The sequence below is a fragment of the Enterovibrio qingdaonensis genome, assembly GCF_028683135.1.
Taxonomy (GTDB): domain Bacteria; phylum Pseudomonadota; class Gammaproteobacteria; order Enterobacterales; family Vibrionaceae; genus Enterovibrio; species Enterovibrio qingdaonensis.
Genome location: NZ_JAJUBB010000030.1, coordinates 20,712 through 37,722, shown reverse-complemented (window position 1 = coordinate 37,722; position 17,011 = coordinate 20,712). Strand labels below are relative to the sequence as shown.

At 47.7% G+C, this 17,011-nt stretch carries 24 protein-coding genes; 12 read left to right on the top strand and 12 right to left on the bottom strand.

What is annotated here, in order from left to right; all coding sequences use genetic code 11:
• Window positions 1–16: 16 nt before the first annotated feature.
• The 4 genes from LRP49_RS23620 to LRP49_RS23605 all read right to left on the bottom strand — a co-directional run bounded on the left by LRP49_RS23620 (window position 17) and on the right by LRP49_RS23605 (window position 2,511).
• Entirely contained in the window at window positions 17–916 is a 900-nt protein-coding gene (locus tag LRP49_RS23620) for a Dyp-type peroxidase (protein WP_274145915.1), read from the bottom strand.
• 252 nt (window positions 917–1,168) lie between these two features.
• The gene (locus tag LRP49_RS23615) at window positions 1,169–1,567 is read right to left on the bottom strand and encodes a hypothetical protein (protein WP_274145913.1); all 399 of its coding nucleotides are present in this window, start codon (window positions 1,565–1,567) and stop codon (window positions 1,169–1,171) included.
• The gene (locus tag LRP49_RS23610) at window positions 1,564–2,040 is read right to left on the bottom strand and encodes a DUF2919 domain-containing protein (RefSeq protein WP_274145911.1); all 477 of its coding nucleotides are present in this window, start codon (window positions 2,038–2,040) and stop codon (window positions 1,564–1,566) included. Before LRP49_RS23610 ends, LRP49_RS23615 begins: the two co-directional genes overlap by 4 nt.
• 150 nt (window positions 2,041–2,190) lie before the next feature.
• Window positions 2,191–2,511 carry a heavy metal-binding domain-containing protein gene (locus LRP49_RS23605; protein WP_274145910.1) on the bottom strand — a complete coding sequence of 107 codons (321 nt, stop codon included), beginning with the start codon at window positions 2,509–2,511 and terminating at the stop codon, window positions 2,191–2,193.
• A gap of 138 nt (window positions 2,512–2,649) precedes the next feature.
• Between LRP49_RS23605 and LRP49_RS23600 the strand changes: the two genes are divergently transcribed.
• The 3 genes from LRP49_RS23600 to LRP49_RS23590 are packed head-to-tail and all read left to right on the top strand — an operon-like array spanning window position 2,650 to window position 3,818.
• The gene (locus LRP49_RS23600) at window positions 2,650–2,997 is read left to right on the top strand and encodes a DUF2956 domain-containing protein (protein ID WP_274145908.1); all 348 of its coding nucleotides are present in this window, start codon (window positions 2,650–2,652) and stop codon (window positions 2,995–2,997) included.
• A gap of 24 nt (window positions 2,998–3,021) precedes the next feature.
• Window positions 3,022–3,462 (top strand): DUF1499 domain-containing protein, encoded by a 441-nt coding sequence (locus LRP49_RS23595; RefSeq protein WP_274145906.1) that lies wholly within the window; start codon window positions 3,022–3,024, stop codon window positions 3,460–3,462.
• Complete coding sequence (locus LRP49_RS23590; protein WP_274145905.1) at window positions 3,462–3,818, top strand: MmcQ/YjbR family DNA-binding protein; 357 nt, start codon at window positions 3,462–3,464, stop codon at window positions 3,816–3,818. Before LRP49_RS23595 ends, LRP49_RS23590 begins: the two co-directional genes overlap by 1 nt.
• A gap of 37 nt (window positions 3,819–3,855) precedes the next feature.
• Here the strand turns inward: LRP49_RS23590 and LRP49_RS23585 are convergent, their stop codons facing one another.
• Window positions 3,856–4,137: a winged helix-turn-helix domain-containing protein gene (locus LRP49_RS23585; protein WP_274145904.1), complete on the bottom strand. Its 282-nt coding sequence runs from the start codon at window positions 4,135–4,137 to the stop codon at window positions 3,856–3,858.
• A 165-nt stretch (window positions 4,138–4,302) separates the two neighbouring features.
• The gene (locus LRP49_RS23580; RefSeq protein WP_274145903.1) at window positions 4,303–4,608 is read right to left on the bottom strand and encodes an ArsR/SmtB family transcription factor; all 306 of its coding nucleotides are present in this window, start codon (window positions 4,606–4,608) and stop codon (window positions 4,303–4,305) included.
• A gap of 203 nt (window positions 4,609–4,811) precedes the next feature.
• On the opposite strand from LRP49_RS23580, the gene LRP49_RS23575 reads away from it, so the two are divergent.
• The 5 genes from LRP49_RS23575 (at window position 4,812) to LRP49_RS23555 (ending at window position 8,511) form a co-directional block, all read left to right on the top strand.
• Complete coding sequence (locus LRP49_RS23575) at window positions 4,812–5,162, top strand: ArsC family reductase (RefSeq protein WP_274145901.1); 351 nt, start codon at window positions 4,812–4,814, stop codon at window positions 5,160–5,162.
• Between the two features lie 26 nt (window positions 5,163–5,188).
• Entirely contained in the window at window positions 5,189–6,322 is a 1,134-nt protein-coding gene (gene dapE, locus LRP49_RS23570) for a succinyl-diaminopimelate desuccinylase (RefSeq protein ID WP_274145900.1), read from the top strand.
• On the top strand, window positions 6,322–6,993 hold the full coding sequence (locus LRP49_RS23565) for a M15 family metallopeptidase (RefSeq protein ID WP_274145898.1): 672 nt from the start codon (window positions 6,322–6,324) through the stop codon (window positions 6,991–6,993). The genes dapE and LRP49_RS23565 overlap by 1 nt, the downstream gene beginning before the upstream one ends.
• Before the next feature lie 2 nt (window positions 6,994–6,995).
• The gene (locus tag LRP49_RS23560) at window positions 6,996–7,202 is read left to right on the top strand and encodes a DUF2897 family protein (RefSeq protein ID WP_274145897.1); all 207 of its coding nucleotides are present in this window, start codon (window positions 6,996–6,998) and stop codon (window positions 7,200–7,202) included.
• 205 nt (window positions 7,203–7,407) lie between these two features.
• Window positions 7,408–8,511 carry a phosphoribosylaminoimidazolesuccinocarboxamide synthase gene (locus tag LRP49_RS23555; protein ID WP_274145895.1) on the top strand — a complete coding sequence of 368 codons (1,104 nt, stop codon included), beginning with the start codon at window positions 7,408–7,410 and terminating at the stop codon, window positions 8,509–8,511.
• Window positions 8,512–8,600: 89 nt separating this feature from the next.
• On the opposite strand, the gene bamC is transcribed toward LRP49_RS23555, so the two are convergent.
• Both bamC and dapA read right to left on the bottom strand, forming a co-directional pair.
• On the bottom strand, window positions 8,601–9,626 hold the full coding sequence (gene bamC, locus LRP49_RS23550) for an outer membrane protein assembly factor BamC (protein ID WP_274145893.1): 1,026 nt from the start codon (window positions 9,624–9,626) through the stop codon (window positions 8,601–8,603).
• Between the two features lie 19 nt (window positions 9,627–9,645).
• The gene (gene dapA / locus LRP49_RS23545) at window positions 9,646–10,524 is read right to left on the bottom strand and encodes a 4-hydroxy-tetrahydrodipicolinate synthase (protein WP_274145891.1); all 879 of its coding nucleotides are present in this window, start codon (window positions 10,522–10,524) and stop codon (window positions 9,646–9,648) included.
• A 347-nt stretch (window positions 10,525–10,871) separates the two neighbouring features.
• On the opposite strand from dapA, the gene bcp reads away from it, so the two are divergent.
• Window positions 10,872–11,342, top strand: coding sequence for a thioredoxin-dependent thiol peroxidase (gene bcp / locus LRP49_RS23540; protein ID WP_274145889.1), 471 nt, complete (start codon window positions 10,872–10,874; stop codon window positions 11,340–11,342).
• Between the two features lie 79 nt (window positions 11,343–11,421).
• On the opposite strand, the gene LRP49_RS23535 is transcribed toward bcp, so the two are convergent.
• The 4 genes from LRP49_RS23535 to LRP49_RS23520 all read right to left on the bottom strand — a co-directional run bounded on the left by LRP49_RS23535 (window position 11,422) and on the right by LRP49_RS23520 (window position 14,474).
• Window positions 11,422–12,870: an FAD-dependent oxidoreductase gene (locus LRP49_RS23535; RefSeq protein ID WP_274145887.1), complete on the bottom strand. Its 1,449-nt coding sequence runs from the start codon at window positions 12,868–12,870 to the stop codon at window positions 11,422–11,424.
• Between the two features lie 92 nt (window positions 12,871–12,962).
• Window positions 12,963–14,045: an AI-2E family transporter gene (locus tag LRP49_RS23530; RefSeq protein WP_274145885.1), complete on the bottom strand. Its 1,083-nt coding sequence runs from the start codon at window positions 14,043–14,045 to the stop codon at window positions 12,963–12,965.
• A 12-nt stretch (window positions 14,046–14,057) separates the two neighbouring features.
• Window positions 14,058–14,279, bottom strand: a complete 222-nt coding sequence (locus LRP49_RS23525) for a sulfurtransferase TusA family protein (RefSeq protein ID WP_274145884.1) — start codon at window positions 14,277–14,279, stop codon at window positions 14,058–14,060.
• Window positions 14,280–14,285: 6 nt separating this feature from the next.
• Entirely contained in the window at window positions 14,286–14,474 is a 189-nt protein-coding gene (locus LRP49_RS23520; protein WP_274145882.1) for a hypothetical protein, read from the bottom strand.
• A gap of 81 nt (window positions 14,475–14,555) precedes the next feature.
• Between LRP49_RS23520 and bepA the strand changes: the two genes are divergently transcribed.
• From bepA to wrbA, 3 genes are all read left to right on the top strand, one after another.
• A complete protein-coding gene (gene bepA / locus LRP49_RS23515; RefSeq protein WP_274145881.1) occupies window positions 14,556–16,013 on the top strand; it encodes a beta-barrel assembly-enhancing protease in 1,458 nt (485 codons plus the stop codon).
• A gap of 61 nt (window positions 16,014–16,074) precedes the next feature.
• Entirely contained in the window at window positions 16,075–16,419 is a 345-nt protein-coding gene (gene arsC, locus LRP49_RS23510; protein WP_274145879.1) for an arsenate reductase (glutaredoxin), read from the top strand.
• Window positions 16,419–17,003, top strand: a complete 585-nt coding sequence (wrbA, locus tag LRP49_RS23505) for an NAD(P)H:quinone oxidoreductase (protein ID WP_274145877.1) — start codon at window positions 16,419–16,421, stop codon at window positions 17,001–17,003. The genes arsC and wrbA overlap by 1 nt, the downstream gene beginning before the upstream one ends.
• Window positions 17,004–17,011 lie beyond the last annotated feature (8 nt).

The window sequence follows — 17,011 nt, the reverse complement described above, 5'->3', positions numbered from 1 at the left end:
CTGTTGCTTAGGCGGTTTAAGCCATCGCAGAAAGGGCATCCATTGACGGAGCAAAAAAGTACGCACCTGTCACAGGTTGGGTGAAGCGTAACATCATGTCCGTTTTGCCATCACGTTCCCCAAACATGCTTTCAAGCATCGTACGGTGCACATGCTGTGTATGGCAGTATGCAATAAACAACAGGCCGTGATCGCCAGATACAGAGCCATAAGGTAGGCTGTGGCGAACCATCTTGAGGCCTTTGCCGTTTTCTTTGATATCAACACGGCCAACGTGTGAGGTGGCAGGCACGTCTTCCAGCTCAATAGAATCAGGCTTTGTGCGCCCGATGATTTTTTCTTGTTGCTTGAGCGACAAAGGCTCCCACGCGTCCAAACGGTGAATATAGCGCTGAAGCATCACCATACTGCCACCTGCACATTCACCATCGGCAATGATTGCCACATCGCGACGTGCCTCTTCACCTTCTGGGTTTTCCGTGCCGTCAATGAACCCCGTCATGTCGCGAGAATCCAAGTAGCGGTAACCGTAGGTTTCATCAACAATGGACACGTCTGACGCGATATCAGAGACAAACTTACGCAACAAAAAGAAGTTAAGATCGTGGCGCGTTGAATGTACGTGAACAAGAAAATCGCAATCAGTAACAGGGGCTTGAGTATCGCCCTCTCCCAACAGACGGAACGACTGGAAGTCTTCTGGTGTTGCTATACCATTTTCCTTGCAAAATGCCGGCGTAAACGACACGGCCGCTTTCATTTCCGCGCCCGGTTGGGTGGCATTTATGTCGTCAACAAGCTGGTGCAACGCACCACAACGTGATTTTACTGCGGCTGCAGACCCGGTTACTTTAAACAACACGTAAAGCGCAAATGGCCCGGCGTCGGCCACAATGGCTGGCTGAGAAATTGCCATGGTATCCTCCAGATAAATACTGCTTTATCAGCTTCTTATGTCTGATAGTTAATTTTCATACCCAAATAACCTGACGATACAACGTTCGCGTTATGGGTATTTTTTGGAGAGCCGTATGGCAATAAATGACGTGTTCTTTCCGCAGAGAAGGGGAAGAGTGAAAAGTCATCGGCGACGCGGCATCTCCAAAGATGAGGAAAGCATAATGCCACGATTGTGCCGATACTTTGTTTAAGATCGTTAAAGAATTGATTAAACGGACGTAATTTCCACTTCTAGTGAAGCAAATTCATCCAAGTGTTCGTTGCTGGCGTTGATAGACGCTGGGCAGTTCAAACCAGCACTGACAACAGGCGACATAATGGTGCGCCATGCGCCATCGTCACATTGCTCTTGCACGACCAGAGAAATCTTAACTTCATCCGCAGTCACTTCGAGTAATTCAGCCTTACCGATCAGTGATCCGCTCATGGTGCCATTGTCGAACAACACCGTTTCCTCACCCGGCACCAGTGAAACCGAGCTTTGCGCACTATGATGTTTACCCGCGCGATCCAATTTAAAATTGACGTCAACTTGCCAGTCAGCCATCGCCAAAGGGCTTAGCATGGCACTAAATAGCACCAGTCCTTTTTTCCACTCATTCTTCATTTTTCTTCTCGTGTAATAGGAGCTTCAAATAAAAACTGAATACGGCGGCTTCTGAAAAGGTATGACACCAACCAAATCGCAATCAGTAACGTTAATGCACCACTCCAGTGAAACGCCCACTGCTGTGCAATCAAGTGCTTGATTTGCAGTATCAAGTCACAGACAAACGCCCCAACGAGAATGCCCTTGCCTTTACGCCAGATTTTCTCAAGAAACGGGGGATAGCGATGAATATTGCCCGCCATTAGCATCAACGCTACAGCAGGAAAGCCAATACCCAAACCAATGTAAAGCGCGTCATGGTGCGGATAAAACAGCGAAAGCAACGTTTGTCCTTGCTCTCTGCTGACGCCAGCAATGACGAACACCACCCATGATTTCGCCAAGTAAATGCAACTGAGCCAAAACATCAAATTCGGTTTTGCGTTGCCATGTTTATCGTAATAGTCAGGGGATTGGTAAAGCGTTTTCATATCACTATCTGTTTGCCGGTTGCTCATTAATAAAACAATGTTCACAACCTGAAGTTACTGTCTCAATATTTATGGGGACGGCAAAGCACCAACTCAAATTTTTGCGGGTTGGCGCAGCCTGTTTCAAGAAAAGTTCCTATTCAGATCACACTATCCCAACGTCACTGCGGTGCCACTGACACTCACCATTAACATTCCGCCATTGGGACCAACAACTTCGTAGTCTAAATCTATGCCGACGACAGCATTTCCGCCCGCTTCACGCGCACGCTCTTTGAGTTCAGCGAATGCAATTTCTCGTGCTTTAGCCAGCTCTTGTTCATAGGCAGCTGAGCGCCCACCGACGATGTCACGAATACTCGCAAAGATATCTTTAAACAAGTTGGCACCCAATATCGCTTCTCCCACGACGACGCCATGGTAGTCTTTGATTTCTCGCCCTTGCACAGTTGGTGTGGTGGTTAAGATCATTTAAAGCACTCCTTTATCCGTTACTGGAACCATTTTTTCATTGCTGGAATTTTGACACGATTTACGTTTTTAGGTTTCATGGCTGTTACCCAACAGCGTTATACTCCCTCGAAAGTAGCCTAAGAAAAAGATAAAACGATGACCAGTGCGACTCCTTCACCAGAAACCCAACAAGAAGCGATGAAAATTGCCAAGGCGACACAAAAGCCAGGGCAGACGAAAGAGCAGACCAAGCTGATTGCTCAAGGCATTGAAAAAGGCATCGCACAGTATAAAAAGCAGCAAAAAGTCAAAGCACGTGAGCGCGACAAGGATAAAAAGAAACAAATCCGAGCCAAACAAGCCGCTAAACAGGAAAACGAAACGCCAGATATTTCAGTGACTGATTCAGCGCATGACGCGTCCAATAACAAACTGCCGTGGATTTTATTGGTACTAAGCTGGGTTGGGTTTGCCGCATACTTTGCACTGGCTCAGTCTGCCTAAACATCAAAGCACAAGGATGATGACATGAAAAAGACAACGCAATTCGCTATCAGCAGCCTCGCTATCATGTTGTTATTTGGCTGCGCGCAAGGAGACGAAACCATGACAGATAAATCAATGCAAATCTGCGGTGACAAACCGAACTGCGTTTCCACGCTCGATAGCAGAGAAGATCATAACATTGCTCCTTTCACCCTCACATCTGGTGACGTAACCATGCTGCAAATTTCTGATGTAGCACTGACTTTACCCGGTGCACGAATGGCCGAGTTAAATGCCGAATATGCACGTCTTGAGAGCGTTAGCCGAATCATGCGTTTTATTGATGATTTGGAGCTTCGTATCGACGGCGATCAACTGATTGTTCGCTCTGAGTCTCGTGTTGGCTACTCTGATTTTGGTGTGAACCGTAAACGCACGGAAGCATTGCGAGAGGCACTAAAAACCGCTGGTCTTATCCAGTAATGGACATTCCCGCACTTAAATCACACTGTGAAGCACTGATTGGGATAAGGCATGACGTCAAATGGGATTATGTGGACGTTTACAGCGTCCATCAGACCAAGATGGTTTGCATTTTCTATGATGGCGACAAGATGGCATGCAAAGTACCGGACGATCTGTTCATTATGATGGCGGAAATCCCAGGTTGCCGCCCTGCCCCGCATCTTGCCAGAGCGGGGTGGATTGAGTTTGGTAAATCTTGCCCTTTACCAACCACCGAGCTGGAAAACATTATTTCGCAGTCATGGCACTTGGTTGTTAACAAGCTTCCAAAATATGTACAGAAAGTGCTTAGGCCTAATGAAACTGAACGTTAGCAGAAACAAAAAACGCAGCCATTACGCTGCGTTTTTTTCAATTTACGAGGTTGCCTACGATATCACGTCGACGTTCCTCCACCCATTCACGCTTAAACGGGCCCCAGTCGGTCAAACGGTAATACCCGTCATTATGACGACGTCCATCCTGAATGAATGACAATTCAATACCTAAACCAGCTAACGATTTAATCACATCCTGAATGGTGCGACGCGGCCAGCCGGTAGCTTCGATCAAACGAGGAACGTTTGGGCGTTCCATTTCTTCAACTAAGAAAGCGAGATACAGTCTTCTAGCAAAAACCGGATTCAGTTCCATTGAGACCTCCTAATATGCACTGCGTACCATTATTCAACGAATTGCAATTCAGGCATTGCGCTTGATCAATATGAGTACGTATTCAATGACGTACAAAAATCCGCAACGATAACTAGATCTCGACCTGAGACAAAGGTGTATACCGACAGGGGTGTGCCACTGACTTTATTTGCCAGATGACGCGTCACACCACGCATTTTGAATGGCATTGATAAGGCGTTCGACTTTATCGTCAGCGATACGATAAAAAACGGTCTGAGAGACTTTACGCGTCGCCACCAATTTAGATTGGCGTAATACGGTCAGATGCTGAGAAAACGCGGACTGACTGAGGGTGGTGTTTTCCATTAGCGCAGACACATTGCGTTCGCCATCACGCAACTGGCAAAGCACAAGCAAACGTTCAGGGTGAGATAAAACACGCAACACATCCGCCGCTGCTTTTGCATCATTGAAGATATCTTTGTTCATCTTAACCCGCCACAAATCCCATTAATTAGTTTTATCTAATTTACCATAGCATCATCCTTCAACCCACTCTAACTCCGGTTTGATAAACCGTCTTGCGACACAATGTGAATGTTCTGTAAACGGATGATTTCAAGTGCCTTGCTTTCGACCTTATGCAATGTCAATCTATCCCCCCAAACGTATCGCGAAAGAGGACGCCGTCAATGACCACAGTGGTATACGGAATTAAGAATTGTGACACCATTAAGAAGGCCGTGAAGTGGCTGGAGCAAGAAGGTAAAGCGTTCACTTTTCATGACTACCGTAAGGATGGCATCGATCAGGACATGCTCAAGCAATTTGTTGAAGCATTAGGCTGGGAAGCACTGGTGAATAAGCGTGGTACCACGTTCCGTGCTTTGTCTGATGAGCAAAAAAACAACCTTGATGAAACCAATGCCATCGCTCTAATGCTGGTTCAGCCTGCGATGATTAAACGCCCGTTGTTGGCGTATGGTGGTAGCTATTACCTCGGTTTCAAACCCGCCGAATACGAATCTATTTTTAGTGAATAAGCGATAAATAAAGGAACTTTCCCCCAATGACAGACAGTGCAGTATTGTCTCTGGCCAAGGATTTAATCGGCCGCCCTTCCGTTACCCCACTTGATGAAGGTTGTCAGGAGTTGATGATTCGACGCCTTGAAGCTCTGGGGTTCACTATCGAACGTATGGTGTTTGAAGATACCACCAATTTGTGGGCTCGCCGTGGTACTGAAGCACCGCTTTTCGCCTTTGCTGGCCACACTGATGTGGTACCCGCAGGTCCACTAGAACAATGGCACACCCCGCCGTTCGAACCGACTGTCATTGATGGTTACCTTCACGGTCGTGGCGCAGCGGATATGAAAGGCTCGTTGGCTGCCATGTTGGTGGCTGTTGAGCGTTTCATCGCAGAGAACCCAGATCACACTGGCTCTATTGCATTTTTGATCACCTCTGACGAAGAAGGTCCATTTATTAATGGTACAACACGTGTTGTTGATACCTTGATGGCACGCGATGAAATCATCGACATGTGTATTGTTGGTGAACCTTCAAGTACCCATGCCGTTGGTGATGTTGTGAAAAACGGCCGTCGTGGCTCCATCACGGGTGATATCACCATTAAAGGTATTCAAGGTCACGTCGCCTATCCTCAACTTGCACGCAACCCTGTTCATCAGGCGCTACCTGCACTGGCTGAGTTGGCTGCAATTGAGTGGGATAAAGGCAACGAATTCTTCCCACCAACCAGTTTCCAAATTCCAAACCTTGCGGCAGGCACGGGTGCCAGCAACGTTATCCCAGGTGAGTTTAACGTGCAGTTCAATCTACGTTTTAGCACCGAAGTCACCGCAGATGACATCAAAGCGCGCGTGCATTCAGTTCTGGATGCGCACGGGCTGGAATACGAGATCAAATGGACATTCAGCGGCCACCCATTCCTAACAGACACGGGCTCCTTGCTTGATGCCGTTGTGGGTGCTGTTGAAGAAGTTAACCACCAGCAACCACAACTTCTCACGACAGGCGGTACCTCTGATGGCCGCTTTATCGCGCAAATGGGCGGTCAGGTAATTGAACTGGGGCCAGTAAATGCCACCATCCACAAAGTGAATGAGTGCGTGAAAATCGCTGACCTTGAAAAGCTGACTGACATGTACGAGAAAGTACTGGAGAAGCTGTTCGCCTGATGAATCTAACCACTGAGCAACTGACAGGACAAACGCAAGAACACTTGATTGCTCTGGGTGATCGCTTGCTTCATCGCGCTATCAAGTGCGATTTTCTGAACATGCAGGCAGCCGCGAAAGCTTCAGGGTTCGACTTAACGATCGCCAGCAGTTTTAGGGATTTTGACCGTCAGTCGCTCATTTGGAATAACAAGTTCAATGGCATTCGTCCTGTTTTGGATGACAAAGGCAATGAGATTGACCTTGCCACGCTCTCTAATGAAGATAAGGTCAAAGCGATCCTGAGATGGTCTGCCCTACCGGGAGGAAGTCGCCACCATTGGGGCACGGACATGGATGTGTTTGCATCCAACCTCCTTCCTAAGGAAACAGACCTTCTTTTAGAGCCGTGGGAGTACCTTTCAGGACACCAAGCTCCGTTATACCAATGGCTCACGGCCAACATGGGAACGTATGGCTTTTACCTGCCTTATCGCGAAGACAGAGGCGGTGTCGCGTTTGAGCCGTGGCACATCAGTCACCAATCTACTGCCGCGGATTTTCTTGATGCGCTTACCCCCGAACGATTGAAGATGACGATCGCATCCAGTGACATCGCGGGGAGAGAAACTGTCCTTACTATGCTGGATTGGATATATTCACAATACGTCTCTAACGTTTGCGAGGCTTGAACATGGACTTTCTCACTAACCCCTATGTCATCATCTTCATCGTTGTTGCTGTTGTGGTCAGTAACATTATGGCCTTGAAGTACACAGCGAATGCCAAATTTGGCATGAAGAAAAAGCCCAAACCAAAAGACGATGAAAATGCCAAAAAATCGCAGGAAAAAAAGCCCTACGATGATGATGACGAAGACGACAAATCGTCATTTTGGTAACGAGTGACAAAAGGCAGCAAGACGCTGCCTTTTTCTTTTTTACGCCTTTCTCCCCGCCATAAAACTTTTTAGGCAAACGTTTGCTTTTTTCGCTATCTGAAGAAAAAGTTCTGGTATGATGCGTGTGAATTTGTTGGTGTGGGCTTAAAATACCTGCCTCACGCCATTCTCTGTGTGCCGTTCAACTACAGATAGGAATGTCTCAATGAGCCTCGCGGATCAAGTCCTTGCCGTTAACGATGATCTCCCCATTCGTACTCACCTGCCCGTTCATAGCGGCAAAGTTCGCTCAGTCTATTGGCTAACAGAAGCGGATAGCCAACGCCTTATCAAAGAAAAAGGGTACAACGTCGCCCCCGACGCGCCGTTAGCCATCATGGTTATCAGTGATCGTATTTCTGCTTTTGATTGCATCTGGCATGGTGAAGGTGGATTAAAAGGCGTCCCAGGAAAAGGGGCCGCGTTAAATGCCATTTCCAACCACTGGTTCAAGCTGTTCAAAGAAAACGGGCTCGCAGACAGCCACATTCTGGATATCCCCCATCCTTTCGTGTGGATTGTTCAAAAAGCCAAGCCTGTGATGATTGAGGCTATCTGCCGTAAGTACATCACGGGTTCTATGTGGCGCGCCTATTCAAACGGTGAACGCGAATTTTGTGGTATTTCTTTGCCAGAAGGGCTGGAAAAAGATAAGCAGCTTCCTGATCTGCTAATTACGCCTTCGACAAAAGGCATTCTTAAAGGTATTCCAGGCGTGCCAGAGGCGGATGACGTCAACATTACGCGTCAGAATATTGAAGACAACTTCGCAGCCTTTAACTTCTCCTCAGCGGAAGATATCAACCGCTACGAGACACTGTTAAAAGAAGGCTTTGGTGTGATCAGTGAGGCATTGGCAGCGGTTGGACAAACCTTTGTCGACACCAAGTTTGAATTTGGCTATGTCACTGACGCGGCTGGGCAAGAAAAGCTGATTTACATGGATGAAGTCGGAACCCCTGACTCATCGCGTATCTGGGATACCGCAGAATACGACGCAGGAAATATCGTGGAAAACTCGAAAGAAGGGTTCCGTCAGTTCTTGCTTAATTATTTCCCTGATCCAGATATTCTTCTTAACAAAGAGCGTATGCCTGAACGTGCCGCGTTGGCGCGTGACAATGCGTTACCTGTTGAATCACTGATGGATATTTCAAAAACGTATATCGGCGTTGCTGAAAAAATCACAGGAAAACCTATCCATTTGAGTGAAAACCCGAAACAGGAAATCATCACCATACTTAAAAATGAGTACGGATTGGTTGACTAAAAGCGCATACGAAATCCGCTAAACGAAAACCATAAAAAAGGACGCCTGGGCGTCCTTTATTCGTTTACTCGGTTTCTAGACCTGCATCGCTACTTGGTGTTCATGTAGTCGATCACAGCTGCCAGAACAGTACTGAGTTCAGTCAATGTTTCTTCTGGAACAGGCTTACCTTTTTTGTCAGTGAAGTTTATTGACGTACGGTTACCTAAATCACCCAGTTGAATATTGTAAGTGCGTTGTGCCAAGTCCAAGCGCTCAGTACCAATTTTGTCCCATAGCAACTCGTCCGGGTTTTTGTAGTCAACCTCAAGTGTACCTTGAGAGCGATTACGATCTTCCACCTTGAAGCCCAGCTCAGTTAGCACTTCAGGGAGACGTTCCCAGAACACATCGTACGGCGCACGCGCAATGATAACAGGCAGACCACTGCGGTCTTTGCCCATACTGATAGGAATATTCTTAACCAGTTCCTGCGCACGAATTCGCGCTTCTTCGCGAATTTCCATGTCATAGGTGGTTGCTATCAGGTTGGTCATTTGTGTTGCATAACGCTGACTTGCTGCCTCGGACAAGGCGTCACCTGTGTCGCTACGACGCGCTTCCACCAGTGCAATACGCAAGCCATGACGACCACGAGACTCTTCTTGTGCCAGCACATAACGGCCTTCGATCGCATCGTCGTCTTCATTGATTGCCCAGTTAACCCAACCAGTCTCAATAGTGTTCGCAGACGAATTACTCACCGGAAGTGCACCATTTTTGGCCATGCTTTGCACGGAACTCCAAACACGTTGCAATTGCGCTTCACGCGGCACCCAAATGGTCACCGTTGATCCCGTGCGCTCATAACGTGCGCCAGGAATTAACTCGAGAACTTGTTGTGGCGGACGAATATCAACGCTCGCACCCACTGGTCCGTCAAAATTGCCTTGTGGAATCGCATAGGCTCCGGTGAACTCAGGCTTTTGATCAGGAAGTGTTTTCCACTCCGATGGCGAAGGTGCGTTTAAATATTCAAAATCGTCAGACGCTTGTCGACGAGTCTCAACACCCGAGCAGGCCGCTAAGGTAGCGACCATCACAGCACTCAGGCCAAACTTAACAACAGATTTCATTTATTCTCCAATGATGCGATTACATCACACCCGCATCAAGCAACGCTTGTTTAACCTTCGGTTGCAATGCTTGGTTAAGCGTTGTCAGCGGCAGGCGTAGCGTACCATCAGCAATCATGCCCATTTGATGCATTGCCCATTTCACTGGAATTGGGTTTGCTTCAACGAACAAGTCCTTGTGCAGCGGCATCAGGCTTTCATTGATTGAGCGAGCTTCTTCAATCTCACCCGCCAATGCCAGCTTGACCATTTTGGCCATTTGCGCTGCCGCGATGTTGTTGGTAACAGAAATAAAGCCGTGACCACCTAATTCGATGAATTCCAGACTCGTTAAATCATCACCGCTTAGTAAGATAAAATCTTCGCCACAAAGTTCACGGTGAAGTTTCACTCGAGAGAGATCACCTGTCGCATCTTTGATGCCGACGATGTTTTCGAACTCAGATAGACGCGCCACGGTTTCCGGCAACATGTCTGTAATGGTGCGGCCCGGCACATTGTAGAGGATCAGAGGAAGTTCAGACGACTCAGAAATCGCTTTGAAGTGCTGATACAAGCCCTCTTGAGAAGGTTTATTGTAGTAAGGAACCACACTCAGACAACCCGCAATACCTGATCCTGCGAACATCTTGCTGAATGTAATGGCCTCATGAGTTGCATTACCACCGGTGCCCGCAATAACTGGGATTCGTCCGTCTGCAAACTCCAGTGTTTTCAGTACAATCTTGATGTGCTCTTCGACAGTGACTGTTGCAGATTCGCCCGTTGTTCCCACTGAAACGATGGCATCAGTGCCCGCGTTAACGTGAAAATCAACAAGGTTTTTCAAACTGGCGTAGTCAACTTCACCAGAGCTATCCATCGGCGTGACAAGTGCCACGATACTTCCTGAAAACATTTCCTTCTCCAAAAATGCGTTTTCGTCCATGGTACTTTTGGCGCTTAGCAAAAACAAGCTCACTGGACGCACCAAATCCCTGTGTTTGGGCGGTTGATCACCGAGAAAATGAACGATATTGTCATTCAATACGTAAAGCTAACTCGGCTTGATTTTCCCCGTGCTAAAAAGTGCTGCTTTATTCAGCACCTTTCTTACTCGCTAACGCGGAAACTTCGCTCAACATAGGTTAACATTTACACGTTTTGTGGGGTGTGAAGCAAGGGAAAACGTAGATTTATTATCCATAAAGTCCCTTCTTGGCTATCAATATCAAGAAGATGAGCAAAATAAATGAAGGAAGATACATGCAAATGCTGACAGCGGGTTCGACAGCACCTGATTTTTCTCTGCAAGATCAAAATGGACAGACAGTGACTCTGAGCCAATTCAAAGGCAAAAACAAAGTCTTGGTATATTTCTATCCAAAAGCGATGACTTCAGGCTGTATTACCCAAGCTTGCTCGCTGCGTGACAGTAAAAGTGAATTGGATGCACTGAACACCGTGGTGCTTGGTCTCAGCCCAGATCCAGTAAAACGTCTTAAAAACTTCGAAGAGAAAAAAGAGCTGAACTTTACACTACTGAGCGATGAAGGCCACGCAGTTGCAGACGCGTTTGGCGTTTGGGGACCGAAGAAATTTATGGGACGCGAGTTTGATGGCATCCACCGTATCAGCTTCTTGATTGGTGAAGACGGTAACATCGAGCACGTGTTCAACAAGTTCAAAACCAAAGACCACCATGACGTGGTTGTAAACTACCTTAAAGGCGAATAAGCCTTAACATTATAAAAAAAGAAAGTCGGCCAATGCCGACTTTCTTTTTATCTCGCGTTTTATCTTGGTTGTACCGCACTTACGGATAAGGCCTTGCCAGCGCGTCAGGGTAGTTACGCGCTTTAGCAAGCTCTATGGCCTTATTTACCACCTCATCTTCTGTCAGCGTTGCTGTCAGTGATAACGTCGGCTCACGCCAACTCTCTGGCAAAGTTATCCACCCCTTTTCTTCGCAATGCGCGAGTATACGGTCGATAGCTTGCAATGCCGATGACGCTTTCACCAACTCGATTCTGGCGTAAGTATCACCTTCAAAGGTTGCATCTGCAGCGCGAAGGCTTGGATCGCTTCCTGGCACTTGTTGCGCACCACAAAGCGGCTTACCACCAACCTCAGCACTCGCAAAATCAGGTAGCCACTGAGCAAAGTGAGTTATTGCACGCTCGGTTCTCTCTCGAACCTCACTCCACCCCCACACACCTTCCGCTTTCTCCACCAACCTTAAAGGTAATAGAGGTTGCGCGTCGCTAGGTGTGCTTTTTACTAGCCCATCATCAAACAAGGTGATGTTCTGTGTCATGCCGTGCAACTGAATAAAACCGTCAGGGTATGGGGTCAACTGCCCCATTCCTTGCGGTGTACCCCGCTCACCATGAACAATCACTTCAGGCCACATACCCGGTTTTGTTGTCCAATGCGCGACGTAGGCTGCCTTGTACTCCACCCAGCGCTCTCGATTAACGTTAAGCATGTTGTCGACAGTACCCGTTTTATAGCCACCCGCATTAATAACAAAATCCACAGACTGCGTGTGTTGAATCCCGTCTGGTGCGGTACTCACTATGTCCCACCGATTTTCAGATTCAGTAATCGCTATCACGTCATGCTGGTAATGGATTTGGCAATTTGACGTTGCTTCCAGCCCCAAAGCCGCAGTTGCGGCCAATCGGAACACACTCAAACCATATTCCTGAACCACCACGACGGGATATTTAAACGCATCATGAGGCATATACTTCGCAACAGGTACCATCCAGTCTTCAATGCTGGTCGGTGTTTCTGGCAACGCTCTTTTCGACAACGCAACCATGTCTTCTTTCGAAAACAGCGCAAAGTAGTCATCAGCACTTCCCAACACACCGTTGTTTTCATCATTCGCGATCATTGTGCGGTAATGGTCGGTCAAGACGCGAAGTCGACTAAGAATAGCCTCTGGCTCGCCAGGATCCGATTGAGGGATGGCAATCACGGTTGGACGGTAGTTAACGCTATGAGGGTAAGCACGAAGGGTCGCAATCGACTGCTCTAGCAGCGTGATACATTGTTGTTCCGAAATGTCACGGTACAAGTTGCCACCCGCATGCAGATGACAAATCGGTGGACCGCTTACAAGGCTGCTATTTTTCTCAAAAAGATGGGTCTTAATGCCCAGTCCAGCCAACTTGAGTGCTGCTGTCGCTCCAGCAACACCCCCACCGACAATCCCTACAGTGAAGTCTGCCAGTGCGGTATGTTTAATACCATTCACGGTGATTACTACTCTTTAATATGTGCGCAATGAGAACAAAGAGACCGACACGGTCCCTTTGTTTTACCCAAAAGATGTTCCCTTGGATCAGTCTAGTTTGAAGATTCCGCTACCGCTTCATCTTCTGATTCATGTGATGGTAATGCATTCCATACGGCTTTGACCAAGGTTGCGAGTGGAATCGCAAAGAAAACACCCCAAAAACCCCAGAGCCCACCAAAAACCAATACCGCAACAATGATGGCAACGGGATGAAGATTCACCGCCTCCGAGAACAACACGGGTACCAGAACGTTACCATCCAGTGCTTGAATAATGCCATACGCCAACATGAGATAACCAAGTTCTGGGCTGATCCCCCACTGGAACAATGCCACCATGAATATTGGCAACGTGACCGCCGCAGCCCCTATGTACGGAATAAGCACTGACAACCCTGTCGCAACGCTCAACAACGCGGCATAACGCAAATCAAGCAAGGCAAACGTAATATAACTGGCGATACCCACGATGATAATTTCGGTTACTTTTCCGCGAATATAATTGGAGATCTGCTCGTTCATCTCGTGACCGACTTTGTTGGTCAGTTTTCGGTTACGTGGCAGCATGGCTTGAAACATCGACAGCATTTCGTCTTTGTCTTTCAAAAGAAAGAACACAAGCAAAGGGACCAAAATCAGGTAAACCGCAATCGCCGCAAGACTGACCAGCGAAGACAACGAACTCTTCACCACACTTTCCCCAATACCGAGAACACGATTTTGCAGCGTATCAATAAACGTATTCACCATATGGGGTTGAATGATTTCTGGGTATTCGTCAGGCAGGTGAGAGACAAAAATCTGCACTTTGTTGAACATAGTGGGGATGTCAGCAATCAGGTTGACAACCTGCGTCCAAATGGTTGGCATTAAACCAAACGCTGCCAGTAGCATGAAGCCAACAAACAAGGTCAATACCAATATCACAGAAACAACACGAGGAATGCCTGCAGACACCAATTTAGCGACGGGCCATTCCAGAAGATATGCGAGTACAATCGCCACCAGTAACGGTGCAATTAAGTTGCCAAAGAAATAAATAACGATGAAGCCTGCAACGATGATTGCAACAAGACTCACGGCGTGTGGATCTGAAAACCGTCTTTGGTACCAACGGTTAAGCATATCTAGCATGTAAATTCCCGTTTATAGTTTGGTGACTTTTAGCACCGTCGTTCCGTCAGATTGTTGATGCTCTACAACAAAACCGTGTTGTTGTAGATAGCGAGGAATATCCCGCAGCGCACCGGCGTCTGTTACATATAGCGCAATTGGCTGACCGTGCTCCAACAACGCACAGGCCCTTTTGGCCAACAGCAACGCCATAGGACAACGTTGCTCGCGTAAATCAAGGGATTGAATTTCCATTCTTTCTCACTGACCGCTATTATCTTCGGCATTGTATACCCAAACTGCCTGAAGATGTTCGACTTCTGAGGGTATCAACGCGTTCAATGCAAGGCAAATCCCTGTAGAAGCAGTCATTCTATTTCTACGGAATCCAACGATAAAATACGCGTATTGAGATGCAGTTTGGGTATGTAACGAGTCGCTACTGATCATGAAGAACCTCTTGGATTCTTTGCGGTCTACAAGATAATACCGCTCTATTTTTATCGCGTGCTGGAGGCACCGACGTCAGTTATGCAGCTATTCAAAAAAGCCACGACAAGTGTTCTCATCGCATCGCTCGCGCTTTCCTCCCCTGCGCTGGCAACGACAACGTATAGCGATCTGCCAGAGATTGGCACAGCTGCTGCGGGCACCCTTACCGTCGAAAAAGAAATCGAGTATGGCGACGCTTACATGCGTATGCTCAGAAGCAGTCAGCCCATCGTCAATGACCCATTACTGTCAGAGTACGTCACTGGATTGGGTAACTCCCTTGTCGCGAATGCTAATGACGTCAAAACACCCTTTGAATTTTTTCTGATCCGCAATCGCGACATTAATGCTTTCGCTTTTTTCGGTGGTCATGTTGCTTTACACACTGGCTTGTTTCTTCATGCGAAGACGGAGAGTGAGCTTGCCTCGGTCGTTGCGCACGAAATTGCGCACCTCACTCAGCGACACCTTGCCAGAGCTATGGAAGAACAAGCGCGCCAAACCCCGTTAACCATTGCGGCAATGGTCGGCTCTTTGATGCTTGCGATTGCGGCTCCACAAGCTGGCATCGCCGCGGTTCAAGCAACGACGGCCGCATCCATTCAAGGCAGAATAAACTACACCCGCAGCAATGAGAAAGAAGCGGATAGAATTGGTATCGAAACACTGTCCCGCTCTGGGTATGACGTGAATGCCATGCCACGCTTTTTCACCCGTTTATCCGATCAGTATCGCTATGCGTCAAAGCCGCCATCCTTTTTATTGACGCACCCGCTCCCTGATGACCGAATCACTGATACCCGTGCGCGCGCAGAACAATATCCCAAGCATTCCGTTCCTATGTCTCCAACGTATCAACTCGCCAGAGCTAGGGTGATTGCGCGATTTGCAGGTATAGACAGTAATGCGTCGTTAGATTGGTTCGAGCGCACATTGAAAAAAGCGTCCCCAGCGGAAGCGCAATCGCTCAATTACGGTAAAGCATTGGTTTACATCGATACACGCCAATTCGACAAAGCCGCTGCGCTGCTTAACCCCCTGTTTGCCGCTCAACCGAACAACCGTTTTTATCTTGATGCGATGACCGATTTAGACGTCGCACAAAAACAGTTCGCCCCTGCGCTGGCAAGACTTAACAAAGCCCTCGATACACAACCCAATAATCCTGTACTTTTATTGAACCGTGATTACGTTCTGGTTAAAGCGGAAAAATATAAAGATGCCATTATTGGATTGGAAAGGTATACCCACCGCCACCCAACTGACGTTAATGGCTGGTCGATGCTTCAAGAGGCCTATGAGCACAGTGGCGATCAAGCCGGTGGGCTAGCTGCGCAAGGTGAACTTTATGCACTTCAGGCACGCTGGCACAAAGCCATTGCTAACTATACCCAAGCAAGTCAACTGGTCGATCTTGGCAGTTTAGATCAAGCTCGCTACGATGCACGTATCGATCAGTTAAGAGTGGAAGAAGCTCGCTTCTCTGCTCTTCAATGATAAAAATTCTAACAATTACGATAACAATACATTGCGTTCTCAACGCGCTAAAGGAGTCTTCATGTCAGTCACCATTTACCACAACAGCCGTTGTTCGAAGAGCCGTCAGACACTGGCTCTGCTCACTGAGCGAGGCATTGAACCAGAAATTATCGCTTATCTCGACACGCCACCATCAGTTGAAACCATCAATTCCCTGCTAGCACAATTGGGTTATGACTCTCCACGTCAAATGATGCGCACCAAAGAAGACATTTACAAAGAGTTGAAACTGGCTGATGCAACTGATGCAGAGCTTATCCAAGCCATGGCTGAAAACCCAAAGCTGATTGAACGTCCAATCGTTGTAGCTAATGGTAAAGCGGCAATGGGTCGCCCACCAGAAGCTGTTCTCGATATTCTGTAATGACGGAAGTTTTAGTCCTTTATTACAGTCGTCATGGTGGCACTCGAAAGATGGCTCGCCTGATTGCTAGAGGGATCGAAAGCACTGGCGCAGTAGCGACGTTACGCACTGTGCCGGAGCTTGTCGTTGTGGGTGAAACCGCACCAGATCATCAAGCCGAAGACCCATTCGTTACGTTGGAAGATTTAAAAAACTGTGATGGTATGGCCTTTGGCAGCCCTGTTCGCTTCGGCAATATGGCTGCGCCGCTCAAGCATTTTATCGACAGCACAAGCAAAGAGTGGTTGGCGGGTACTTTGATTGGGAAACCCGCGTTAGTGTTTACTTCAGGATCCATGCTTCATGGCGGCCAGGAAACCACGCTGCAGTCAATGATGCTACCACTGTTACATCACGGTATGGTGATTGTAGGTTTACCGCATAGCGAGTCCGCCTTACACACCACAGTCGGTGGCGGGTCGCCTTACGGCCCTTCGCACATCACCTCTGAAAATCACAGGCTGCCAGACAACGATGAAAAGGCGTTGGCTATCGCCGGAGGTAAGCGGTTGGCAACGATTGCCACCAAGTTACAAGAAAGATAAAAGGAGTT